The organism is Ruegeria sp. O11 (genome assembly GCF_056535285.1).
This window is the reverse complement of record NZ_JBQERS010000001.1, coordinates 879,683-902,852: the sequence shown is the minus strand read 5'-3', so window position 1 is coordinate 902,852 and position 23,170 is coordinate 879,683. Positions and strand designations below refer to the sequence as shown.

Here is a 23,170-nt window from a genome sequence, read left to right as displayed (position 1 = left end):
TCATGCGCGACGGCCTGTAACTGCCGATTGGTGTCACGTTCTCTCCCCCGAGCCTGCCGTTATTTTCGCGCGACCATAATGCAATTGCCCGGCGGGGAAAACTGCTATCTGGTCAACGGTGGCTGCGCGGGCTAGGTCTTGGGCAACGCATTTTTCAGGAGAATGATATGAGCAGTCTCATGCCCGTCCGTTTCACCCCTTTTGACCTTGATGCGATGGCGCAGGCCGAAGGGCGCGTGGCCATTCTCATTCCCGCCGATGGCAAGATGAGCCCTGCCGCGCGACGGGCCAATCGTTTGACCAAAGGTGGTATTGCGCGGCTGGTCGAAAGCGAGCGTTTCAGCAAAGTGAAATCGGGTGATGTGATTTCGCTGGCATGGCCGGCAGGAATGGAGGCGGAGGCGCTGGATATTTTGGTCCTGCCGCGCCGACCCGATTTCGACGAAGCACGAAAGGCCGGGGCTAATCTGGCAAAGCTGTCTGCTGGTAAATCCGTGCTGGTCATGGCCGCCAACCACGCGCGAATCGAAGAGTTGGCTTTGGGCATGGTTCTGAGGGCCTACGATTTTGATGTCCACAAAACCAAAGATTCTGATCCGACAGGCGAGATCGTTATCGGTCATTCTAAACCGGAAGAGGCCGAGGCCAAATTTACGCCGCTCTATGCCGTCGCGGATGGGGTGCGCATGACACGGGATCTGACAAATGAACCCGCAAATGTGCTGACGACAACCGAATTCGCGGACAGGTTGGTCGAGATGGAATCGCTGGGCCTGAAGGTCGAGGTGCTGGAAGAAGACAAGTTGGCCGAACTGGGCATGCGCACGCTGCTGAGCGTCGGGCAGGGCTCAGTCAGCCCCTCGAAAGTTGTGGTGATGCAGTGGGATGGTGGTGACAAGGATGACGCGCCGCTGGCCTTGGTCGGCAAGGGTGTTGTGTTCGATACCGGGGGTATCTCGCTGAAGCCCGCGGGTGGCATGGAAGACATGACCATGGACATGGGCGGCGCGGGTGTTGTTGCCGGAACCATGCGAGCGCTGGCCAAGCGCAAGGCAAAGGCCAATGTCGTGGGGCTGGTCGGGTTGGTCGAGAACATGCCGTCGGGCAATGCTTCACGCCCCGGTGATGTCGTCAAATCGATGAAAGGCGACACTGTTGAGATCATCAACACCGACGCCGAGGGTCGTTTGGTTCTGTGCGACGTCATGTGGTACGCGCAGGATCGGTTCCAGCCGGTGGGCATGATCGATCTGGCCACTTTGACTGGGGCAGTGATCATCGGACTTGGGCATGAGAATGCCGGCGTGTTTTCGAACAATGACACGTTCTGTGATGCCTTCCTGAAATCCGCCAAGGCCGAGGATGAGGGCGCATGGCGGCTGCCATTGGGCGAAGGTTATGACAAGCAGTTAAAATCACGCATTGCGGATATGAAGAACGTAGGGGGACGTCCAGCCGGTTCGATCACCGCGGCGCAGTTCCTGCAGCGCTTTGTCAAGGAAGAGACACCTTGGATTCACCTCGATATCGCTGGTGTGGCCTCGGTGTCCTCCGAGACGTCTTATGCGCCCAAAGGGGCCACCGGCTGGGGCGTCCGTGCGCTAAGCCGCTTCGTACAGGACAATTTCGAGACCACGGGCGAATAGATCCGTGGGCGCGGTCTATTTCTACCACCTAACTCGTCAGCCGTTGGAACACACCCTGCCTGTGCTGTTGGACAAGGCGCGGCAGGCCGGGTGGCGGATTGCCGTGCGGGGGATTGACCCAGCGCGGATGGACTGGCTGGATGAAAAACTGTGGCTGGGTCCCGAAGAGGGGTTCCTGCCACATGGCCGTGAAGGTGGCCCGCATGACGCGGCGCAGCCGATTTTGCTGACGACCGGACCAGAGGCCGCCAATGGGGCGACTTGCGTGATGGCCGTCGATGGGGCACCGATTGAGGCGGAAGAGGTTTCGGCGTTGGAGCGTGTCTGTATTCTGTTTGACGGCAACGACCCGGAGGCGGTGCAACATGCGCGTGGGCAATGGAAATCCCTGACCGGCTCAGGATGCGCGGCTCAATATTGGTCCGAGGAATCCGGACGATGGGAGAAGAAGGCCGAGGCTTGATCGGCAGCATTATTTTTTTTGGGAGATTTTAAATGGATATGAAGCCTTTGGGGCGTACCGGGATCATGGTGTCGGATTTATGTCTGGGCACAATGACTTTTGGCACACAAACATCGGAAGCTGAGGCGCACCGCCAGATGGATATGGCGCTTGCGGGTGGAATCAACTTTGTCGACGCCGCCGAGATGTATCCGGTAAATCCAATTTCCAAGGAAACAATCGGGCGGACTGAAGAGATTCTGGGCAACTGGAATGCCGCCAATCCCTCGCGTCGTGGGGACTATGTGCTGGCCACGAAGCATTCCGGTGAGGGGTTCGTGCATGCGCGCAATGGGGCTCCGATCTCGAAAGAAACCATTCCTGAGGCGATTGAAGGATCATTGCGTCGATTGCAGACGGATGTCATCGACCTCTATCAGTTCCATTGGCCAAATCGCGGCAGCTACATGTTCCGGCAGAACTGGGACTATGCGCCCTTGGGGCACAACCGGAATGAGATCGTGGATGAGATGCGCGAGAGTCTAGTGGCGCTGCAACAACAGGTGGATAAAGGAAATATCCGCGCCTTTGGTCTGTCGAACGAGAGCGCATGGGGCACCGCGCAGTGGTTGCGGGCATCGGATGAGGTCGGCGGACCTCGGGTCGCGTCGATCCAGAACGAGTATTCGCTGCTCTGCCGGTTGTTCGATACGGATCTGGCTGAATTGTGTTTGCTCGAAGATGTCGGGTTGCTGTCGTTCTCACCCTTGGCGGCGGGTTTTCTTACGGGGAAATATCAAGGTGGTGCTATTCCAGAAGGATCACGCATGGCGTTAGTCCCGAATATGGGCGGGCGCAAAACGGATCGCGTGTATGATGCTGTGGCTGCTTATCTGGATATCGCGCAGCGACACGGGTTGGATCCGGTGCACATGTCCTTGGCGTGGTGTTGCAGCCGGCCGTTTATGGGATCGACCATTTTTGGCGCGACGACGGTGGCGCAGTTGGAGCATATTCTGGTGGGCAAGGATCTGAAGCTGTCGTCCGAAGTGATGGCCGAGATCAGTGCGGCGCACCGGGCGTTTCCGATGCCATATTGAAGGGATGGGGGCTATGCCCCCGTCGCCTTTGGCGACTCCCCCGAGGTATTTTTGGCCAGATGAAGCTGGATCGCCTCAGTGATGGGTGGGTTGTGTGCGGTCTTGCCTGAGGTCGCGGGCCGATAGGCCATGTGCGGTGCGGAAGGCGCGGGCGAAGCTCGATTGTGACGCGAAGCCTGTGGCGAGTGCCACATCCATCAAAGGAATGTCGGTATCGGTGACGAGTCGGCGTGCCTCGGCCAGTCTGAGTTGCAGGTAGTGGTCTTGCGGTGTGGTATTCAGGCGTAGCCGGAATTGCTGCTGTAGGGTGCGGGCGCTGGTGCCGAGAGCGTCAGCGATGTCAGCCAGTGGAAGGGGTTCATCCAGAGATGATTCCATCAGCGAGTTTGCCTTGGCGGTCAGGGCAGTATGGCGATGCGGCGCTCCGGTACGGCTTTGCGGTTTTGAGGGTTCGGATGTGCCTTCGTAGAGGAACAGTCCGGAGACCCGGGCAGCAAATCCAGCACCATGGCGGGCGGCGATGATGTGCAGCATCATATCGATCGCTGGGACAGCACCGCCCGAGGTCAGGCGGTTTTCGGACACGGTGAACCGGTCGGGTCGCACATCGACATTCGGGAAGCGGGCAGAAAAATTCTCCAAGTCCTCCCAATGGGTCGTTGCAGCGTGACCATCCAGCAGTCCAGCCTCGGCCAGCAACCAGGGGCCGCCATCTATCCCAGCCATTGTAGCGCCAGAGGCGGCGATCCGGCGAAGACCGGCAAGTAGGCTAGGCGTTGCGTGACGTGCGAGTTGGAAGCCCGCAACGACAATCATCAGGTCGCAGCCTTGCAGGCGTGCCAATGGGATGCCTTGTACATTCAGAGCGCTCGTCAACATGGCGGGCTCAGCAGTGGCGGTGACGTAGTCCCAGTCAAAAGCGGGCCGGTCTGCTAATCTGTTGGCTGCGCGCATCGGGTCGACCGCAGCAGCAAAGCTGAGCGTGTTGCATTCGTCCAGCACCAGCACCGCCGTTTTCAGGGCGCGATGTTCAGGTTGGAGTATGTTTTTTGCGGATTTCATCAAGTCTGATTCGCATTCTGCCAAGTGGTTTGTCCAAGGCTGCGCCAGAGTTGGCGTTGACGCAAATCGGAATCCGGGGAGAAGCCTGGGGAAAACCTTAGGTAAAACCGGGTATAAGCTGGGGAAAACGCCATGCCTTTGGAAATGAACCGCGAAGTCTTTATCACCTGTGCCGTGACTGGGTCGGGCGGAACACAGGATCGCAGCCCTCATGTCCCGCGCTCACCCAAGCAAATCGCCGACAGCGCGATTGCTGCAGCCAAGGCCGGTGCGGCGGTGGTGCACTGCCATGTGCGCGACCCTGAGACGGGTGCACCGTCGCGCGATCTGGCGCTGTATCGTGAGGTGACGGACCGTATACGTGATGCTGAGGTTGATGCAGTGCTGAACCTGACGGCTGGCATGGGCGGAGACATGGTGTTCGGCGGGATCGAAAATCCGCTGCCATTGGCGGAGGCCGGAACCGATCTGGTTGGTGCTACCGAGCGTGTGGCACACGTGGCCGAGTGCTTGCCGGAAATCTGCACCTTGGATTGTGGCACGATGAACTTTGCCGAAGCCGACTATGTGATGACCAATACCCCCGGCGCCTTGCGCGCGATGGGGCAAATGATGACCGATCTGGGTGTGAAGCCCGAGATCGAGGCCTTTGATACCGGTCATCTGTGGTTTGCCAAACAACTGGTGAAAGAGGGTGTTCTAGAACCGAATGCGCTGGTGCAACTGTGCATGGGTGTGCCCTGGGGCGCGCCGGATGATCTGAACACCTTCATGGCGATGGTAAACAACGTGCCAGATGACTGGACGTTCAGTGCGTTTTCATTGGGTCGGAATGAGATGGCCTACGTGGCGGCATCGGTTCTGGCGGGTGGCAATGTGCGTGTCGGGTTAGAGGACAATCTGTGGCTAGAGAAGGGTGTATTGGCCGAGAACTGGCAACTGGTTGAACGTGCGGGCAGTATCATCGAAAACATGGGCGCACGCGTGATCGGGCCACAGGAAGTGCGTGAGAAACTGGGTCTGGTCAAGCGGGCACCGGCAGGAGTGGCGGGCTGAGGCCCGCACTACGAGTAAGGTCAAGCGATATGAAAAAGATTGCTGCAATCATTGGTGGCGGTGTGATCGGCGGCGGATGGGCTGCGCGGTTTCTCCTGAATGGCTGGGATGTTCGGGTGTTTGATCCGGATCCGGAGGCGGAACGCAAGATTGGCGAGGTGCTGGTCAATGCACGCCGCTCTCTGCCAGGCCTGAGCGATGTGCCCCTGCCGCCGGAGGGGGTGATGAGTTTCCATGATGAGATTGGCGACGCCGTGGACGGCGCCATGTGGATTCAGGAAAGCGTACCGGAGCGGCTCGACCTGAAACTGAAGGTTTACAAAAGTCTGCAGGAGGCATGTGACCCCGGTGCCATCATTGGGTCCTCGACAAGCGGGTTCAAACCGTCTGAGCTGCAGGAAGGTGCGTCGCGGCCCGAGCAAATCGTGGTCACGCATCCATTCAACCCAGTTTATCTGTTGCCGTTGATCGAACTTGTGCCGACTGACAAAAATACGCCTGAGATGGTCGCTAAGGCGAAGGAACTGCTGACCTCGGTCGGGTTCTTTCCGTTGCATGTCAAAAAAGAGATCGACGCGCATATCGCGGACCGTTTCCTTGAGGCCGTCTGGCGCGAGGCGCTGTGGCTGGTCAGGGACGGTATCGCAACAACCGAGGAGATCGACGAAGCCATCCGCATGGGGTTTGGCATCCGCTGGGCGCAGATGGGGCTGTTCGAAACCTATCGCGTGGCCGGGGGCGAAGCCGGGATGCGGCATTTCATGGCGCAGTTTGGTCCGGCGCTGAAATGGCCCTGGACCAAGCTGATGGACGTGCCCGAGTTCACCGATGAACTGGTTGATATGATCGCAGATCAGTCGGATGCACAATCGGGCATGCACTCAATTAGGGAGTTGGAGCGCATTCGCGACAACAACCTTGTGGGCATGATGCGGGCGCTGAAGGCGCAGAACTACGGGGCCGGGGCGGTGTTGAACCAACATGACGCTGCGCTGAAACCGGGAGCCTTGCCGACCCTGGATCAAGCGGATCTGAGCCAGCCCATTCTGACGCTATCGCGCGCCGTGCCGCTGGATTGGACGGATTACAACGGCCATATGAACGAGGCCAAATACCTTGAAGCTTTTGCAGCCGCCACGGATCGGTTCATGGAGATAATCGGCTGCGACATGGAGTATATCTCGACTGGCGGCAGCTATTTCACCGCCGAGAACCACATCCGATATATGCAAGAGACCCATGCCGGTTCGCGGATCGAGTGCCGTACGCAGATGCTGTTGGGGCAGGGCAAGAAGCTGCATGTCTTCCACAGCATGTACGAAGGTGAGACGTTGTTGGCCACTGGCGAAAGCTTTTTGTTGCATGTCAGCCTTGAAACCCGCCGCCCCAGTCCGCCATCACCCGAAATCGAGGCCGCGATGGCGCGGATTTCTGAGGCGCAGGCCGGATTGCCTTATCCGGAAGGTGCGGGCGCTGCGATCCGCAAGCCTGCATGACCAGCCGGGTTCTGATTACTGCCGGCGCCTCGGGTGTCGGTCGCGCAATGGCGGAGGCGTTTGATGCTGCCGGGGCGCAGGTCTGGGTGGCGGATATTGACGTAGATGCGCTGGCAGAATGTCCATCAGACTGGAAGCAAAGCCTATTAGACGTTTCGGATGAAACCGCTGTTTCATCTACATTCAAAGAAGTTGAGGCCGCGTGGGGTGGGCTCGACGTGCTGTGCGCGAATGCAGGTGTCGCCGGGCCGACCGCTGCGGTTGAGGATGTGCCTCTAACTGATTGGCGTTCTTGCCTTTCAGTAAATCTGGAAGGGGCGTTTTTGTGTTCCAAATATGCTGCTCCAATAATGAAGCGGCAGAGGAGTGGTGCGATCCTAATCACGTCTTCGACTGCAGGCCAATACGGCTATCCCAACCGCGCACCTTATGCGGCGGCGAAATGGGGCATGGTGGGCTTGGGCAAAACGCTGGCGATGGAATTGGGGCCGCACGGAATCCGATGTAATGTAATCTGCCCCGGTTCAGTAGAAGGACCACGCATGGAGGGCGTGCTGCAACGCGAAGCCGTTGCAAAGGGCATGACCCGGGATCAGGTTTACAACGGTTACGCCTCGGGCACGTCCATGGGCCGCTTCGTCGAGGGGCGGGACATTGCAAACATGGCTGTATTTTTGGCGTCAGATGCGGCGCGGCTGGTGTCGGGTCAGGTGATCGCGGTGGATGGTCATACAGTCAATCCTGACCCGAAACTGTAGATCAGCCCTGATTGGGGCCGCGGATCTGGCGGATGGCGCTGCGGACGGCTTTCCAGTCCTGCGCCTCCTGCTGGTTTCCGGCAGCTTGGCTTTCGCGCATTTTCTGCGCAGCTTCGGCCTCAGCCCGATCTCCATGAGCCGTGTAAAGGGCACGTGCGTATTCTGCGGTTTTGAGTGCGTCCATTCCCGTCATCCTCCATCTCAGATCGGAATGTCTATGGGTTCGCGCCAAGTGACTATACAACAAGATATCGCTCAGGTCATGTCTGTGTAATTTCGGCACGCAATTGCTGCAAATGCGTTGGGAAATCACGGGCGGTCATCTCCGCCTCGCGCACAAGCCGATCGAAATGAAGAGTGAACACCTCAATCCGGTCGCGGTCGCGGAAGGCCATATAGTGGCTTCCAGCATAGAATACACATAGAAGCGGACCGAATATCGTAACCGGGGCAGAGTAAAGCCGTTTGGCATCAAATAGATAAATTCGAAGGCGGGGGTAGAGCTGTTTGCATAGGCTTAGCAGATGGTCGATCTGATCCAGCCGGACCTGCAGGGGCAGCCCCTCGTAGTATCCGGTGGCGTGAGCAAAGCTGTGGAGCTCATAAAGCGGCATCGCAATTTCATAATCGGACTGAGCGCTGCGCATCCAGGCCAGCCGGTCCGCCGAAGCGCCAATGGCTTGATCCGCAGTACGGCCCAAATGCGGAGCGTATTCCCATTCTAAAACTGCACGGGTCTTGAGCATGTCGGGCAGGGTGGCGGGGACATAACGTATTTTGTAGCCGGCGGCCTCTTGGTGCCATTCAAAGATTCGCTCATCTACAAGCGCTCGCGCGGCTTCAGTCAGCGTAAGGGAGCTGGCCAGCAATTCCGCCGCGCTTTCAGGTCGGTTGGAGAGGCCCAACAACCAGTCGGCGGATACCCCGAGCGCCGAGGCGCAGCTGCCAACCACATGCGCATTAGGCAGGCGTGCGCCTGCTCCGGTCAGCAATTGTGAGACAGTTGATCGGTCAACACCGATGCTACGTGCCAGCACACTCTGACTGACGTCGCGATCTTGCATCGCCCTGGCCAGGCGTTGCCGGAACTGCGAGGCACGATCCCGTTTGTCGATTTTTTCAATCATATGGTGATTTATATCACCTATGTTGTGAATTGTTAATCATATTCAGAATTCCCGACCCTTGGATGTGTCTGTAACGCTGGTGTTACAAAAACAAGAATGGGGTCTGGAATGGAAACGCGACGCAGGTCGGTCGTGAAAGCGCTGGTGTGGAATGCGATGGGACTGGCGATGATGATGCTGGTTGGTTTGATCGCTACAGGCTCGGCAGCGCTTGGGGGAATGGTTGCTCTGGTCAACACGGCCATTGGTCTGACGATGTACGTGATTTACGAACGCGTATGGGCCGGGATTTCGTGGGGCCGCAATGGCTGATCCCACCACACCCAAATCGCCCGAGTGGGCGACATTTGCCCTGATCCTCGCGTGTTATTCCGTTTGGCTTGGCGTGATCTTCTGGCTGGCTGATGTGTCTCTTTGGCTGGCAATCCCAGTCATGGGGCTGGTGGCCGCTTTGCATTCCTCGCTGACCCATGAGGCGCTGCACGGGCATCCCTTTCACCAGAAATGGCTAAATGAGGCGCTGATGGCACTGCCGCTGACCTTGTTCATTCCATACAATCGGTTTCGGGACCTGCATCTGGCGCATCACTGTGATGCGAACCTGACCGATCCTTACGATGACCCTGAGACCAACTATCTTGACCCGCAGGTCTGGGCGTCTCTGGCCGGTTGGCAGAGGCGGATGTATCAGGTGAACAATACTCTGCTTGGGCGGATGGTTCTGGGGCCTGCAATTGGGCAGATTGCGTTCCTGAGGGATGAAATACGAGGTGCATTGCGCGGGGATCGGGAGATTCTGTTGGCATGGGCGCTACATTTGCCCGGCGTTGTTGCGGTGCTTTGGATCGCTGCACTTTCGCAAATGCCGATTTGGGCCTTTGCCTTATCTGCATATATCGGGCTGGGTCTGGTCAAGATCCGCACATTCCTGGAGCATCGCGCCCATGAGAAATCCCGTGCCCGGACTGTGATTGTTGAAGACCGTGGCATCCTTGCATTTCTGTTTCTTAACAACAACCTGCACGTCGTTCATCATATGAATCCAGCCGCGCCGTGGTACCGTTTGCCGACACTCTACCGTGCAGGAAAAGAGCGCTATCTGGCTTGTAACGAGGCCTATGTATACCGTTCATATGCGCAAATATTTCGGGAATATTTTTGGCGCGCCAAGGATCCAGTGGCGCATCCGCTCTGGCCAAAGCCTTGATTTAACGACAGAAGGGAAACCATGAGTTTATGGATTCCCGTCACCATCGCAGCCGCATCGTTCCAGACGGTGCGGTTCATGCTGCAGAAATCGCTGAGCAGTGCGAAACTTACGGCTGCCGGGGCGACATTTGCACGATTTGCCTATTCGATGCCGTTGGCCTTGCTGGGGCTTATTATAGCCTTGGGCGCGACAGGGTACGAATTACCAGCGTTGACGGCGAAGTTCTGGATCTTTGCTGTCATCGGCGGGACCTCGCAGATATTGGCCACGATCTGCGTGGTGGCGCTGTTCAAGCAGCGTAACTTTGCAGTTGGGATTACGTTCAAGAAAACCGAGGTTATTCAAACCGCTATCGTTGGGTTCCTCATCCTCGGCGATCAGGTGTCAACCGGGGCGCTTGGAGCAATTCTGCTTGGATTGCTGGCCGTTCTGCTGCTGTCAAAAACACCCGGAGGCACCGGGGCTTGGTGGCAACATCTAACAAACAAAGCCTCGCGCCTTGGTCTGGGGTCAGGCGTATTGTTCGCCTTTTCCTCGGTCAGCTATCGCGGTGCCTCACTGCAACTGGGCGATATCGATGCGTGGTTCCGGGCACTGGTGACGCTGGCTGCGGTGGTTACGTTCCAGTTCCTCAGCATGTGGCTTTGGCTGTTGTGGCGAGACCGGGCCGAGCTGCGCGCAGTGTGGGAAACCCGTCAGACCGGGATCTTCGTAGGTCTGACCAGCCTATGCGGTTCGTTCTGCTGGTTCTTTGCATTCACACTACAGAACGCGGCCTATGTGAAGGCGCTGGGTCAGATCGAACTGATCCTAAGCCTGTTCGCATCTCTGCTGTTTTTCCGCGAAACCATTACCCGGCGAGAGGTCGCCGGGATGGCGTTATTGGGCCTGTCGATATTGGCGCTTGTACTCGCGATCTAACCGGCGCGACGCTCGTCAAAGCTGAGGGCGATAAAGCTGGGAAGGTGATCCCCCATGCCCACAACTGCTGGCCCGCCATCGTCGCGGCGCCCACGGCCACGACTTTTGGGCTCACGATCTTTCCGGCTTTCGCTTTTCTTGCTGTCTGCGGCCTTGGCCTTTTTCTCAGGCTTTGGCGCTTCGGGCTTGGGCTCGTCTACCTTGACCGGATTGTCGATGCGCGGAATGTCCTTCTGGATCAGGCTCTCGATCGCGGCCAGCGCCTTTTCATCGCGGCCCGAACAGATCGTGATCGCTTTGCCTTCACGTCCAGCCCGACCAGTACGACCGATACGGTGGACATAATCCTCGGCATGGCCGGGAACGTCGAAGTTGAACACATGGCTGACCGAGGGGATATCCAGACCCCGCGCCGCGACGTCTGACGCAACAAGTAACCGCAAGGATCCATCGCGGAACCCGTCCAGCGTTTTCATCCGCTGAGACTGGTCTAAATCGCCATGAATCGCGGCAGCGTTATAGCCGTATTTCTTCAGCGATTTGGCGCAAATATCTACATCGGTCTTGCGGTTGCAGAAGATGATCGCGTTGGTGCATTTGTCGCCCTCGGCATCGATCAGAGCGCGCAGGGTTTTGCGTTTCTGGCTGGCCTCACGATCCCGGCGACCGCCTTTGAACATCACCACTCCCTGTTCGATGGTTTCCGAGGCAGTGGCCTGACGCGCAACTTCGACCCGGGTCGGTGCAGAAAGGAACGTGTCGGTGATCCGTTCGATCTCGGGCGCCATGGTGGCCGAGAAGAACAGGGTCTGGCGGGTAAATGGCGTTAGTGAAAAGATGCGTTCGATATCAGGGATGAAACCCATATCGAGCATCCGGTCGGCCTCATCCACAACCATGATCTGCACGCCGGTCAGCAACAGTTTGCCACGCTCGAAATGATCCAGCAGACGGCCCGGAGTGGCGATCAACACGTCAACACCGCGATCGATCAGGGCATCTTGTTCCTTGAACGAAACGCCACCGATCAGCAGCGCTTTAGTCAGCTTAAGGTGCTTGGCGTAGGTGTCGAAGTTCTCGGCCACTTGTGCCGCCAGTTCCCGCGTCGGGCACAGCACTAGTGAGCGAGGCATACGTGCGCGGGCACGCCCACGGGCCAACAGAGTGATCATCGGCAGGGTGAAGCTGGCGGTTTTGCCGGTGCCAGTCTGGGCGATCCCAAGAACATCGCGCCCTTCCAGCGCGGCTGGAATTGCGCCTTCCTGGATCGGGGTCGGAGTTTCGTATCCAGCTTCCTCAATGGCTTTGAGGACCTTCGGGTTCAGGTTCAGTTCGTTAAATTTTGTCATGTATGTCCGGTTCATGCGGACACTCGACCTGGCCCGCGCGTCAGAATATGCCGGGCCCGGATGGCCATGCGCCTCATGCGCGTTTCGGCTGTGGCGCGGGCATAACAAAAACGTGGGGCAGGGTCAAATGAAGTCGACTTAACCTGTTCCATATCCGCCGATAACAGGGATTTCTGCAACAATTCAGATGCTTCCGGGAAAGTGTTTCGCGACTTTCCGGTCCAGATCCAGCGGGCGGTGGCGCATCATGTCATTATCTTCAAGCCGTTCTAGAACCTCAGGGTCAGCGGCACTGACTTCATCATAGAATTCCTTAAGACCATCTAGCCCGTATTCGGCTTCCAGAAGTGTGAACAATTCGAACCTGTCGAGCGCGCCGATCTTTCGCGGGCGATCCGGGCTGGCCTGGTACGAGCCGCGTTCAAGGCGGAAGCGGTAATGCGCCAGCCAATGCTCCCAATCCGGGGCGTGGCGGTGGCAGAGATCGATCTGCGGCAGTTCTATTCTGACCGGTAGAAATTCGCCGTGCTGATAAAGATTGTGGATGCGGTCGCTCAGTTTCTTGAGGCCACTGCGCACGAACAGTTTGCCCTGAATGTGGCTCATGAAACCGGCCAGAACATAAGCGCCGAATTTGGGGTAGAGCGACTCGACCAGCGCCTGTCTGTTCTTTCCTTCGGGAATGAAGGCTTTGTAGAGGTCCTCGCCCCCCGCCAGAGCCTCTATCGGGCGGACGCGGACGGCGGGGGTGTCATCCGGAATTTGGCTCAGCAGATCTGGGATCGGGGACATCGGCCAAAGGAACTCGTCGACGTCGATATGCGCGACCCAGTCCAGATCGGTCCGATTATAGATCAAATTGGCATTCGACGATTGCCGGACCTGATGTTTGTCCGGCCTCTCGCGCCCGCGTCGTTTCCAGAACGCCGCATCGCAAGTACGCACCCGGATCCTGGGGTGTTCGCGCAGGGCGGTGATGTCGCCTTGGACCGGCTCATCCAGAAAGATGTGAATCCGGTCCGCGCCGATATCGAGGTGGTGGGCGGCAAAGCGCAGAATATCTTCACGCGGGGCGCGGATCGTGGACACAATCCCCCATGTGGTCTTATCTGGATTGGCCGCGGAATCCGTCAGGTCATCATTTCCTTCGTCGCGGTCAGGTTCAGCGCTGGATAGTCACGAACCACCCGGTCAATATCCCATTGCAGACGCGTCAGATAGACGATGTCGCCGTCATGGTCATGCGCGATGTGCTGTTTGTTGGCGTTGACGAATTTATCGACCTCGGCCTTGTCACCGCTGACCCAGCGGGCCGAGGTGAATTGAGACGCCTCAAACCGCACAGGGAGACCGTATTCCATCTCGATCCTACTGGCGAGCACTTCGAATTGCAGCGCACCGACAACCCCGACGATAAAGCCTGAGCCGATCGAGGGTTTAAAGACCTTGGCCGCGCCTTCCTCGGCAAACTGCATCAGGGCTTTTTCCAGATGCTTGGCCTTCATTGGGTCACCAGCGCGCACCGTTTGCAGCAGTTCTGGTGCGAAGGAAGGGATGCCGGTCACGCGGATCGCTTCGCCTTCGGTAAGCGTGTCACCGATGCGCAATTGGCCATGGTTGGGAATGCCAATGATGTCTCCGGCCCAGGCTTCTTCGGCCAGTTCCCGGTCGGACGCGAGGAACAGGACGGGGTTCGAGATCGCCATCGGCTTTTTCGACCGTACATGGGTCAACTTCATGCCACGTTTGAAATGACCGCTTGCCATGCGGACAAAGGCCACCCGGTCGCGGTGCTTGGGGTCCATATTGGCTTGAACTTTAAACACGAACCCGGCCACTTTCTTCTCATCGGGTGCGATCTGACGCGGTTCTGCCGACTGAACCTGAGGCTGCGGGCCATAGGCGCCGATGCCCTCCATCAACTCTTTCACACCAAATGAGTTGATCGCCGAGCCGAACCAGATCGGGGTCATGTGCCCTTCCAACACCGCCTGCGGGTCGAGTTTAGGCAGCAATTCGCGCGCCATCTCGACCTCTTCCAGCAGTTTGTCCAGCAGTTCAGCCGGCACATGCTCGGCCAGCTTGGGGTCATCCAGCCCGTTGATCTGGATGCTTTCGGCCACCTTGTTGCGATCGGCGCGGTCCATCAGCTCGAGCCGGTCACGCAGCATGTCGTAGCAACCAATAAAATCGCGACCCACACCAATCGGCCACGCGGCAGGCGTGACGTCGATGGCCAACATCTCCTGAATTTCGTCGATGATCTCAAACGTATCGCGGCTTTCGCGGTCCATCTTGTTACAGAAGGTCAGGATCGGCAGATCGCGCAGGCGGCAGACTTCGAACAGTTTCTGCGTCTGGCTTTCCACACCTTTCGCACCGTCAATGACCATGACGGCGGCGTCTACGGCGGTCAGCGTACGATAGGTATCTTCCGAGAAATCCGAGTGGCCGGGGGTGTCCACCAGATTGAACCGGAAATTCCCGTAGTCGAAGGACATCGCCGAGGCCGAGACCGAGATACCGCGATCTTTCTCCATCTGCATAAAGTCCGACCGCGTGCGACGTGCCTCACCCTTGGCGCGCACCTGACCGGCCATTTGAATGGCACCCCCGTAAAGCAGGAACTTTTCCGTCAGCGTTGTCTTGCCCGCATCCGGGTGCGAGATAATGGCGAATGTCCGGCGACGGGCAATCTCGGGCGGCAGGGTGGGTTGGTTCGAGGTATCAAGCATAAACGCGCGTATAGGCGGGGAATCCTGCTGAGGCAAGACAAAGGGGGTGGTTCGAATCGTGGGGGTATGGCAATAAGAACATATAGTGAACAAAATATGGAGTGGACCAATGAATTTGAAAGAAATCGCAGACGAATTGGTTGCGGGTTGCCGAGAAAACCGAGCCAAAGAAAATCTGGACAAGCTTTACGCAGCGGATGCTGTCTCGGTCGAGGCTGCGGATGCAATGGGCATGGGGCGCGAAACTCATGGCCGTGACGCAATACGAGGCAAACATGAGTGGTGGGAAGGCGCACACGAGGTTTCAGACGCGTCTGTGAGTGATCCGTTCCCGCATGGCGAAGACCGCTTTGCCGTCATCTTCGAAGTTCAGGGCAAGGTGAAGGAGTCTGGTGAGAGCTTTGATATGCGCGAAGTTGCTGTTTATCACGTCGCCGACGGCAAGATCGTGCGGGAAGAGTTCTTCTATTGAGCCACTGATCCGTTTCTGGCCTTCCTTGTCGGGCCGATGCTAAATGAGGGCAAAGATAGGGAGGGTCAGAATGGATCTTGGAATTCGTGGAAAACGTGCGTTGGTTTGCGCCAGCAGCAAAGGTTTGGGTCTGGGCTGCGCCGAGGCGTTGGCCGAAGCCGGTGTCGACCTGGTGATGAACGCACGCGGGGCTGAGGCGCTGGAAGCCGAGGCAACGCGTTTACGGTCGTCATATGGCGTTGCCGTACAGACCGTCGCTTGTGACGTTACAACATCTGAAGGTCAGGCTGAGGTGATAAACGCCGCGCAGGGAGTTGATATCCTTGTTACAAACGCAGGTGGGCCTCCTCCGGGGCTTTGGTCTGATTGGGAACGCGACGACTTCATCAAAGCGCTGGATGCAAACATGCTGACACCGATTGCGTTCATGAAGGCTCTGCTTCCGGGAATGATGGATAAAGGCTGGGGCCGTGTGGTGAATATCACCTCACAATCCGTACGTGCACCGATCGCTGTTTTGGGTTTGTCAAATGCGGCGCGTACTGGTCTGACCGGATACGTGGCGGGCACTTCGCGTCAGGTGGCGCCGCACGGGGTGACAGTTAATAATCTGCTGCCAGGAATTCATGCAACCGATCGGGCGGACGCACTGGATGGCGGTGTGTCGGCGCAGAAGGGTATCTCGATCGATGATGCACGGGCAGAGCGCGCCGCGACCATTCCAGCGCGCCGCTATGGAACGCGGGAAGAATTCGGGGCGACTTGCGCGTTTTTATGTTCACAACATGCCGGTTTCATCGTCGGGCAGAATATTTTGCTGGATGGTGGGGGCACTAATCTGACGATGTAAGCATGGCGCAAAACTTTTCTCTGAAAGATCAACTCTTCAACGCTGAAAAAGTAAGCTATCTTGCGGGCTTGTTCGCGGAAGCTGACCCTCATTTCGACGCAGGCGCACTCGAAGCACGAATAATGTCGCGATTGCTTGAGCTGGAATTGAAAGAGCGGATGGCCTGGATTGCAGAATGTTTGCAAGAAACCATTCCGGGTGATCTTCCAACGGTTGCCCCGGTCATTTTGGATGCGCTGCCGCCGCCGCTTGATCCCGGCCAGAGTGATAATGACTTCGGCGATTTCATTTTTGCGCCTCTGGGCGATTGGGTCTGCGCGATCGGGCTGGATCACCCTGAATTGTCGCTGGACGTCTTGGAAGAGCTTACGCAACGCTTTTCTATGGAATGGGCGATCCGCCCTTTCCTGAACCACCATCCCGAGAAAGTTTTTGAGCGCATGCAGAACTGGTGTTGCCATCCCAGCTACCACGTGCGTCGTTTGGTCAGTGAAGGGACGCGACCACGTTTGCCTTGGGGGCAGGCCGTTGGCTTGGACGTGTCCGATCCTTTGCCGTTGCTTGACCAGCTGCATGGGGATCAGACGCGGTACGTGACACGTTCAGTCGCCAACCATCTGAATGATATCACCAAGAAAGACCCCGGTCTGGTGCTGGAACGACTGCGTAAGTGGGAGGAGGAACAGCAACAGGATCCGGAAGAGTTGCAGTGGATGACAGCGCACGCTTTGCGGGGTCTGGTAAAGTCTGGGCACCCGGGCGCGATGAGAGCTCTTGGGTATGATCCCGATGCTGATATCGCGGTCGAAGTTCAGGTGAATGGTCCGGCTCGGATTGGTGAGGCGCTTAATTTCGAAGCGCGATTGAAGGGTGCGAACGGACAGCCTGTGTTGATCGATTATATCGTACATTTTCAAAGGCCTGGGGGGAAGGTTTCACCTAAAGTTCACAAGTTCAAACAAACCAGTTTGGAAGAAGGACGATTGGTCGTCACAAAGCGCCACAAGCTCAAGGGCAACGCGACCACATTCAAACTGGTGCCCGGGCCACATCGGTTAGAGATTCAGGTGAACGGACGGGTGCGTACGGGCGTGGATTTCGAACTGCTGGGCTGAGCGCAGTCACGGTATCGTCAAATCGGACGGTGTTGGATTGCACGGTTCGGCTTGCTGCATTAACTGCAGTGCAACCAGTGATAAAAGGAATGCCGCGATGAAGCATGAAGCTGTGCAGAACTACTATGGCGAAGTGCTGCAAGGCAGTGCGGATTTGCAAACGAATGCATGCTGTACCCCGGATGATATGCCGGATCACGTCAAGAAAATTCTATCGCAAATTCATGATGATGTGCTGACACGTTACTATGGGTGTGGGCTAATTGCTCCGCTGGATCTGGAAGGAATGCACATCCTTGATCTGGGCTGTGGTGCGGGGCGGGATGTGTATGCTCTGTCGGCGATGGTTGGTGAGAATGGCCGTGTTGTCGGCGTCGACATGACGCCAGAACAGTTGGATGTTGCGCGCGCTCAACAGGATTATCACGCTGAGGCATTTGGGCATTCCAAAAGCAATGTAGAGTTTCATCACGGTTTTATCGAAAAGCTGGATGAGCTGGACCTAGAACCGGGATCGTTCGATATCATTGTCTCGAACTGCGTAATCAATCTGGCGACTGACAAGGCTGCTGTACTGCGCGGGGCCCAGCGTTTGCTGAAAACAGGCGGTGAGATGTATTTCTCGGACGTCTACGCCGACCGCCGGGTGACCAAAGCCATGGCCGAAGACGAGGTGCTGTACGGTGAGTGCTTGTCGGGGGCGCTCTATTGGAATGACTTCCTGTCGATGTCGCGCGCTGCCGGGTTTGGTGATCCGCGTAGGGTCACGCATCGTCCTTTGACGATCGAGAACTCTGCTCTGGAGGAAAGGGTGGCACCGCTCAGCTTTATTTCGGCCACATACCGTCTGTTCAAGCTGCCCGAGCTTGAGCCGGCTTGCGAAGACTACGGTCAGGCTGTGATCTACAAGGGCACAGTGCCGCATGCGCCGCATGAATTTGTGCTGGATGATCACCACACGATTGAGACTGGCAAAGTGTTCCCGGTCTGTGGCAATACATGGATGATGTTGCAAGACACTCGTTTTGCACGACATTTCGAATTCATCGGCGATTTCTCAACCCACTATGGGATCTTCGAAGGATGCGGCGGTGATAGCCCGTTTGTTGTACAGGGCGAAGCTGCGTCAACTGGGTGTTGCTGATCCCTTGCGCCTGATGGGCGGGGTTGCTATCCCCGCCTAAGCCCGATGGAATTGATCGGGAAAGGCAACGGGGTCCATCGGTGACAGTGACGACAACTCCTCCTCGATTGGAAATCCGCAATCTGGTTGCGCGCTTTGCTGGGCGGACGGTTGTGGATGATGTGTCCTTGACCGTTCAGGCAGGGCAGGTGACCTGTCTGCTGGGGCCGTCGGGTTGTGGCAAGTCAACCACCTTGCGCATGATCGCTGGCGTCGAGATGCAGACCTCGGGCGAGATTTATGTCGATGGCAAATTGATTTGCGACACTGTGTTTCGAGTGCCCCCTGAGCGGCGCGAGATTGGGCTGATGTTTCAGGATTTTGCCCTGTTTCCGCACCTCAGCGTGGCAGACAACGTCGCGTTTGGCCTGAAGGGCAGCAAAGAACAGAAACGCGCACGGGTCGAAGAGTTGCTGACCAAAGTCGATTTGATGCGGTTTATTGATGGATTTCCGCATCAGTTGTCGGGAGGGGAGCAACAGCGTGTGGCTCTGGCGCGGGCGCTTGCACCACGTCCACGGATCATGTTGATGGATGAGCCGTTCTCGGGCCTCGATAACCGCCTACGAGACGGTATTCGAGATGAGACGCTGGCAGTCCTTAAGGAAGAGGATGCTGCCGTTCTGTTGGTCACGCATGAGCCAGACGAGGCGATGCGGATGGCCGATGAGATCGCGCTGATGCGGCGCGGCAAGATTGTGCAGCAAGGGGCGCCGTACAATGTCTATACCCGTCCTGCAGACAAGGCTGCAGTTGCATTCTTTAGTGATGTCAATGTGTTGAAGTCCCAAGTTAATGGTGCTTTGGCGCATACTCCGTTTGGCCGTTTTCTCGCGCCAGGTGTGCCGGACGCAACCGATGTTGAAATCGTGTTCCGGCCCCAGCATGTCAAACTGGATTTCGACCGCAATGGCAAAGGGCCTGCGCCAACACCTACTGACGGTGTTGCAGCCCGAGGCGTGGTTGAGCGTGCTCGATTTCTGGGAAATGAAAGCCTTGTCGAGTTTCGCATGGACTACGATGGCTCGATCCTGAAGGCCACGGTTCCGAACGTGTTTGTGCCCAAAGAGGGCCGGGTCATGTGGCTGACAATTCGCCGCGACCGGTGTTTTGTGTTCCCGGCCTGACGCTCAGACTCTGCATTTTCACCCAAGTGGTGCGTGAAAGCCTCAGATTGCGTATGCGCATTGCTTGTCGCAGCGCAGAGGCGGGTCTATCAAGGGCAAAACGAGGGGTGGACCGGGCATGCGAATTCTTCTGACCAATGATGACGGCATCAACGCGCCGGGACTGATCGTGCTGGAAGCGATTGCAGCTGAACTGGCTGGCCCCGAAGGCGAGGTTTGGGTGGTCGCACCTGCATTTGAGCAATCAGGTGTCGGTCATTGCATCAGCTATACCCACCCGATGATGGTGGCCAAACTGGGTGAGCGTCGCTTTGCCACCGAAGGGTCACCCGCGGATTGTGTTTTGGCCGGCCTGCACGACGTGATGAAAGACGCTCCGCCCGATCTGGTGTTGTCCGGGGTGAACCGGGGCAATAACTCGGCTGAAAACACCTTGTATTCCGGTACGATCGGTGGGGCGATGGAGGCTGCCCTGCAGGGTCTGCCCGCGATTGCCTTGTCACAGTATTTTGGCCCGCGCAATTTGGGGCTGGAAGATCCGTTTGAGGCAGCAGCCCGTTACGGAGCGGGACTTGTTCGGCGCATTTTGGATGCCACCCCTACAGAATCGGGCGATTACCGCCTGTTCTACAACGTAAATTTTCCACCGGTTCCCGCTGATGAAGTGCTGGGTGCCCGGGTAGCACCGCAGGGATTCCGCCGCGATACGCATTTCTCGGTCGAACCCCACAGCTCGCCGTCGGGGCGGCGGTTCCTGTGGATCAAGGGCGGATATCAGCACAACCCGACTGCTCCGGGCACGGATGCCGCCGTTAACCTTAAAGGGTATATCTCGGTGACACCGATGCGAGCCGATCTGACCGCCCACGACACACTTGAGGCGTTGAAGGTCATCGAATGACAGGACCAAGCGCTGAAACCATCATGCAGTTCCTATTTGCGCTGCGTTCGCGCGGGGTCACTGATGCGCGCGTTCTGGCCGCAATGGAGCAAATCGACAGGGGGCAGTTTGTGAGGGGCCTGTTTGCCCAGCGGGCTTATGAGGACACACCGTTGCCGATTGCCTGTGGTCAGACCATCAGCCAACCGTCGGTTGTGGGTCTGATGACGCAGGCTTTGCAAGTGCGCCCGCGGGACACGGTTCTGGAGGTGGGCACCGGATCGGGTTATCAGGCGGCGATTCTGTCCAAACTGGCGCGCCGGGTTTATACTGTTGAACGCCATAGACGGCTGGTGCGTGAAACCGGTGCGCTGTTTCGTGAGTTGGGGCTGACAAATGTGACGGCGATGCTGTCAGATGGTTCTTTTGGATTGTCCGAACAGGCACCGTTCGACCGTATCATTGTAACCGCTGCCGCCGAAGATCCTCCGGGGCCACTCTTGGCGCAGTTGAAAATCGGCGGTATCATGGTGTTACCCGTGGGCCAGTCGGATGCGGTGCAGACCCTGATCCGGGTCACGCGTACCGAGACCGGTCTGGATTACGACGAATTGTTGCCGGTCCGTTTTGTGCCTCTGCTTGAGGGGCTGGGAAAAGACGGAGCGTAAAGGTATATTAAAAGGCGCCGGAACCCCGGAGAACAGGGGCAGGTGTTGAGGACAAAAAAATGAGAGCAGTTTCCAATTCAGCAATGCGCCGTTGTGTAACGGGCGTGGCCGCGCTGGCAATTCTGGCCGGGTGCGAAGGACCGTTCGACTATGACTTGCGCGGGAATGTTGGCGGGTTTTCAACGACCGATGCCGCTCTGGCAGCCACCGCCAGCCGACCGTCGCCGGATGCACGGGGAGTGATAACCTATCCAAACTATCAAGTGGCAGTGGCCCGCAGGGGGGATACGGTTGGTGATGTCGCTGCCCGTATCGGCATGCCAGTGGCCGAACTGGCGCGATTTAATGGTTTGCAGCCGAATGACTCTCTACGGGACGGCGAAGTGCTTGCAATGCCGCGTTCAGTCGGTACTTCGAGTGGTGTTGATATTGCAACCATAGCCGGGACTGCGATTGATGACGCACCCGATACCGGTTCGGTTCAGACATCCACCCTGCAACCTGCGCAACCCGCCGCGACCCCTGCGCCTGCTGCATCCGGGCCAGAGCCCATTCGGCATAAGGTAAAACGCGGCGAAACCGCCTATACGATTTCGCGTCTCTATCAGGTGTCTGTAGAATCGCTTGCTGAATGGAACGGGTTAGGATCGGATTTCACCGTGCGTGAGGACCAGTATCTGCTGATCCCCGTCAAGGATCAGGCAGCGCCGCGCGCTGCCGCACCAGCAGCAACCGCGACGGCTGTGACACAGCCGGGAGAGGGCTCTCCGACGCCAACACCGCCAAGCGCGACACAGCCATTGCCGGATGAGAAGGTTGCCGCTGCAACACCTGCACCAGATGTAACTGCCGAAGCCCCTACGAATTCAGGCAGTTCAGCATTGGCAGCGCCTGTGAACGGGAGGATCATTCGCACTTATGCCAAAGGTAAGAACGAAGGGATCGACATTGCGGCGTCTCCAGGTGCTTCTGTAACGGCGGCCGAGGCGGGCACAGTTGCGGCGATCACGGAAGACGCCGATCAGGTTCCGATCATTGTGGTCAAGCACAACAATGATTTACTGACCGTCTACGCCAATGTCGACAATATCACCGTGAAGAAGGGTGACAGGGTGCGACGGGGTCAGAAAATCGCCGCGCTGCGTGGTGGCGATAATGCCTATGTGCATTTTGAGGTGCGTCAGGGGTTCGAGTCGGTTGATCCTGAGCCCTATCTGAAGTGACCTGAATGGCCCGTTCCGGGCCATGCCTCCGGCGGGGATATTTGTGGCCAGATGAAGGTCGGTTCACCCATAGGGGTCATAGTCGCTCAGCCGTTTTCCGGGTTCGTCTGAAAAGAGCTCTGGCAAGGGTGTGATGGCCTCGATCAGGTCAATGCGGAAGACGCGGAAGCTATTGCGAAGTTCGCACCATGCGGTGAGGGTCCAGACGCGGCCCCAGTATTCCATGTGCAACGGGCGGATGGTGCGGTCGGTCAAGATCCCGTCAATGCGGCGGTAACTCAGTTGTAATTTCTGGCGCGATTTGATCGCAGCGCGGATCGGGGCCATGTGGGCCAATCCGCGCGCAGCATCGGCAAACGGGTAGACGGCGAATTTCCAGGTGTCGGCCTCTGCCACGACTTGAGTGGGCAGTACGGCGTCAATCTTGTCGGCCAGAGATTCAGCGGCGGACTTGAGATCGGGATCGGCGGCTTCAGCCACGATGGCCATGCCGAGGTTCAGAGCCTCAAGCTCGGCGGGTGTCAGGTTCAGCGGGGGCAGTGTGATCTGTTCACGCACCATGTAACCCACGCCGCGTTCGCCTTCGACCGGAACGCCCGAGGCTACCAGCGTATCCATGTCGCGATAGATCGTACGGACCGACACTTCGAGCCGGTCCGCTATGTCCTGCGCGCGGTGCAGCTTGCCGTCGCGCAGGATCTGGATGATATCGAACAGGCGGTCAGTACGGCGCATGACACGCCGTCTGAG

General features: G+C 57.7%; 24 protein-coding genes. 17 read left to right on the top strand and 7 right to left on the bottom strand.

The genetic code is table 11. From position 1 onward, the window contains the following. Window positions 1-167: 167 nt before the first annotated feature. From ACRZ91_RS04490 to ACRZ91_RS04480, 3 genes are read left to right on the top strand one after another with little or no spacing between them, the layout of a single operon-like run. Window positions 168-1,646 carry a leucyl aminopeptidase gene (locus ACRZ91_RS04490; RefSeq protein ID WP_480902918.1) on the top strand — a complete coding sequence of 493 codons (1,479 nt, stop codon included), beginning with the start codon at window positions 168-170 and terminating at the stop codon, window positions 1,644-1,646. A gap of 4 nt (window positions 1,647-1,650) precedes the next feature. Continuing rightward, on the top strand, window positions 1,651-2,109 hold the full coding sequence (locus tag ACRZ91_RS04485) for a DNA polymerase III subunit chi (RefSeq protein ID WP_480902915.1): 459 nt from the start codon (window positions 1,651-1,653) through the stop codon (window positions 2,107-2,109). Window positions 2,110-2,141: 32 nt separating this feature from the next. Continuing rightward, window positions 2,142-3,188, top strand: coding sequence for an aldo/keto reductase (locus ACRZ91_RS04480; RefSeq protein ID WP_480902913.1), 1,047 nt, complete (start codon window positions 2,142-2,144; stop codon window positions 3,186-3,188). Window positions 3,189-3,263: 75 nt separating this feature from the next. Here ACRZ91_RS04480 and ACRZ91_RS04475 read toward each other — a convergent pair whose 3' ends face one another. Beyond that, window positions 3,264-4,250 carry a helix-turn-helix domain-containing protein gene (locus ACRZ91_RS04475; protein WP_170470746.1) on the bottom strand — a complete coding sequence of 329 codons (987 nt, stop codon included), beginning with the start codon at window positions 4,248-4,250 and terminating at the stop codon, window positions 3,264-3,266. Between the two features lie 132 nt (window positions 4,251-4,382). On the opposite strand from ACRZ91_RS04475, the gene bcoG reads away from it, so the two are divergent. The 3 genes from bcoG to ACRZ91_RS04460 are packed head-to-tail and all read left to right on the top strand — an operon-like array spanning window position 4,383 to window position 7,560. Next, the gene (bcoG, locus tag ACRZ91_RS04470) at window positions 4,383-5,306 is read left to right on the top strand and encodes a 3-dehydrocarnitine:acetyl-CoA trimethylamine transferase BcoG (RefSeq protein WP_170781671.1); all 924 of its coding nucleotides are present in this window, start codon (window positions 4,383-4,385) and stop codon (window positions 5,304-5,306) included. A gap of 29 nt (window positions 5,307-5,335) precedes the next feature. Further along, complete coding sequence (locus tag ACRZ91_RS04465) at window positions 5,336-6,802, top strand: carnitine 3-dehydrogenase (protein WP_480902910.1); 1,467 nt, start codon at window positions 5,336-5,338, stop codon at window positions 6,800-6,802. Then, a complete protein-coding gene (locus tag ACRZ91_RS04460; protein WP_480902908.1) occupies window positions 6,799-7,560 on the top strand; it encodes an SDR family oxidoreductase in 762 nt (253 codons plus the stop codon). Before ACRZ91_RS04465 ends, ACRZ91_RS04460 begins: the two co-directional genes overlap by 4 nt. A gap of 1 nt (window position 7,561) precedes the next feature. On the opposite strand, the gene ACRZ91_RS04455 is transcribed toward ACRZ91_RS04460, so the two are convergent. Both ACRZ91_RS04455 and ACRZ91_RS04450 read right to left on the bottom strand, forming a co-directional pair. Continuing rightward, window positions 7,562-7,744 carry a hypothetical protein gene (locus tag ACRZ91_RS04455; protein ID WP_010440418.1) on the bottom strand — a complete coding sequence of 61 codons (183 nt, stop codon included), beginning with the start codon at window positions 7,742-7,744 and terminating at the stop codon, window positions 7,562-7,564. A 76-nt stretch (window positions 7,745-7,820) separates the two neighbouring features. Next, entirely contained in the window at window positions 7,821-8,687 is an 867-nt protein-coding gene (locus tag ACRZ91_RS04450) for a helix-turn-helix domain-containing protein (RefSeq protein ID WP_170540181.1), read from the bottom strand. A gap of 108 nt (window positions 8,688-8,795) precedes the next feature. Here ACRZ91_RS04450 and ACRZ91_RS04445 point away from each other — a divergent pair, with 108 nt between their 5' ends. Genes ACRZ91_RS04445 through ACRZ91_RS04435 form a run of 3 tightly spaced genes read left to right on the top strand, consistent with a single transcriptional unit; the run spans window position 8,796 to window position 10,818 of the window. Further along, window positions 8,796-8,999, top strand: coding sequence for a DUF2061 domain-containing protein (locus ACRZ91_RS04445; protein WP_480902904.1), 204 nt, complete (start codon window positions 8,796-8,798; stop codon window positions 8,997-8,999). Continuing rightward, the gene (locus tag ACRZ91_RS04440; protein WP_480902902.1) at window positions 8,992-9,894 is read left to right on the top strand and encodes a fatty acid desaturase; all 903 of its coding nucleotides are present in this window, start codon (window positions 8,992-8,994) and stop codon (window positions 9,892-9,894) included. The genes ACRZ91_RS04445 and ACRZ91_RS04440 overlap by 8 nt, the downstream gene beginning before the upstream one ends. A gap of 21 nt (window positions 9,895-9,915) precedes the next feature. Further along, window positions 9,916-10,818, top strand: coding sequence for an EamA family transporter (locus ACRZ91_RS04435; RefSeq protein ID WP_170540175.1), 903 nt, complete (start codon window positions 9,916-9,918; stop codon window positions 10,816-10,818). Here the strand turns inward: ACRZ91_RS04435 and ACRZ91_RS04430 are convergent. The 3 genes from ACRZ91_RS04430 to ACRZ91_RS04420 all read right to left on the bottom strand — a co-directional run bounded on the left by ACRZ91_RS04430 (window position 10,815) and on the right by ACRZ91_RS04420 (window position 14,902). Next, a complete protein-coding gene (locus tag ACRZ91_RS04430; protein ID WP_480902900.1) occupies window positions 10,815-12,167 on the bottom strand; it encodes a DEAD/DEAH box helicase in 1,353 nt (450 codons plus the stop codon). The two genes, ACRZ91_RS04435 and ACRZ91_RS04430, sit on opposite strands and share 4 nt — an antisense overlap. Before the next feature lie 183 nt (window positions 12,168-12,350). Next, on the bottom strand, window positions 12,351-13,256 hold the full coding sequence (locus ACRZ91_RS04425) for a glycosyltransferase family 2 protein (RefSeq protein WP_480902897.1): 906 nt from the start codon (window positions 13,254-13,256) through the stop codon (window positions 12,351-12,353). 41 nt (window positions 13,257-13,297) lie between these two features. Next, entirely contained in the window at window positions 13,298-14,902 is a 1,605-nt protein-coding gene (locus ACRZ91_RS04420; protein ID WP_170470730.1) for a peptide chain release factor 3, read from the bottom strand. 109 nt (window positions 14,903-15,011) lie between these two features. Between ACRZ91_RS04420 and ACRZ91_RS04415 the strand changes: the two genes are divergently transcribed. From ACRZ91_RS04415 to ACRZ91_RS04380, 8 genes are all read left to right on the top strand, one after another. Continuing rightward, the gene (locus ACRZ91_RS04415) at window positions 15,012-15,374 is read left to right on the top strand and encodes a SnoaL-like domain-containing protein (protein WP_260022522.1); all 363 of its coding nucleotides are present in this window, start codon (window positions 15,012-15,014) and stop codon (window positions 15,372-15,374) included. Between the two features lie 70 nt (window positions 15,375-15,444). After that, entirely contained in the window at window positions 15,445-16,224 is a 780-nt protein-coding gene (locus ACRZ91_RS04410; RefSeq protein ID WP_480902894.1) for an SDR family oxidoreductase, read from the top strand. 2 nt (window positions 16,225-16,226) lie between these two features. Continuing rightward, window positions 16,227-17,339 (top strand): hypothetical protein, encoded by a 1,113-nt coding sequence (locus tag ACRZ91_RS04405; RefSeq protein WP_480902892.1) that lies wholly within the window; start codon window positions 16,227-16,229, stop codon window positions 17,337-17,339. 97 nt (window positions 17,340-17,436) lie between these two features. Then, window positions 17,437-18,483, top strand: coding sequence for a methyltransferase domain-containing protein (locus ACRZ91_RS04400; protein WP_480902889.1), 1,047 nt, complete (start codon window positions 17,437-17,439; stop codon window positions 18,481-18,483). 80 nt (window positions 18,484-18,563) lie between these two features. Further along, on the top strand, window positions 18,564-19,649 hold the full coding sequence (locus tag ACRZ91_RS04395) for an ABC transporter ATP-binding protein (protein ID WP_029621845.1): 1,086 nt from the start codon (window positions 18,564-18,566) through the stop codon (window positions 19,647-19,649). Window positions 19,650-19,767: 118 nt separating this feature from the next. Beyond that, the gene (gene surE / locus ACRZ91_RS04390) at window positions 19,768-20,550 is read left to right on the top strand and encodes a 5'/3'-nucleotidase SurE (protein WP_480902887.1); all 783 of its coding nucleotides are present in this window, start codon (window positions 19,768-19,770) and stop codon (window positions 20,548-20,550) included. Continuing rightward, window positions 20,547-21,197 carry a protein-L-isoaspartate(D-aspartate) O-methyltransferase gene (locus tag ACRZ91_RS04385; RefSeq protein WP_480902884.1) on the top strand — a complete coding sequence of 217 codons (651 nt, stop codon included), beginning with the start codon at window positions 20,547-20,549 and terminating at the stop codon, window positions 21,195-21,197. The genes surE and ACRZ91_RS04385 overlap by 4 nt, the downstream gene beginning before the upstream one ends. Before the next feature lie 59 nt (window positions 21,198-21,256). After that, on the top strand, window positions 21,257-22,420 hold the full coding sequence (locus ACRZ91_RS04380) for a peptidoglycan DD-metalloendopeptidase family protein (RefSeq protein ID WP_480902881.1): 1,164 nt from the start codon (window positions 21,257-21,259) through the stop codon (window positions 22,418-22,420). Window positions 22,421-22,483: 63 nt separating this feature from the next. Here the strand turns inward: ACRZ91_RS04380 and ACRZ91_RS04375 are convergent, their stop codons facing one another. Next, window positions 22,484-23,155, bottom strand: a complete 672-nt coding sequence (locus ACRZ91_RS04375) for a helix-turn-helix transcriptional regulator (RefSeq protein WP_170781686.1) — start codon at window positions 23,153-23,155, stop codon at window positions 22,484-22,486. Between the last annotated feature and the right edge of the window lie 15 nt (window positions 23,156-23,170).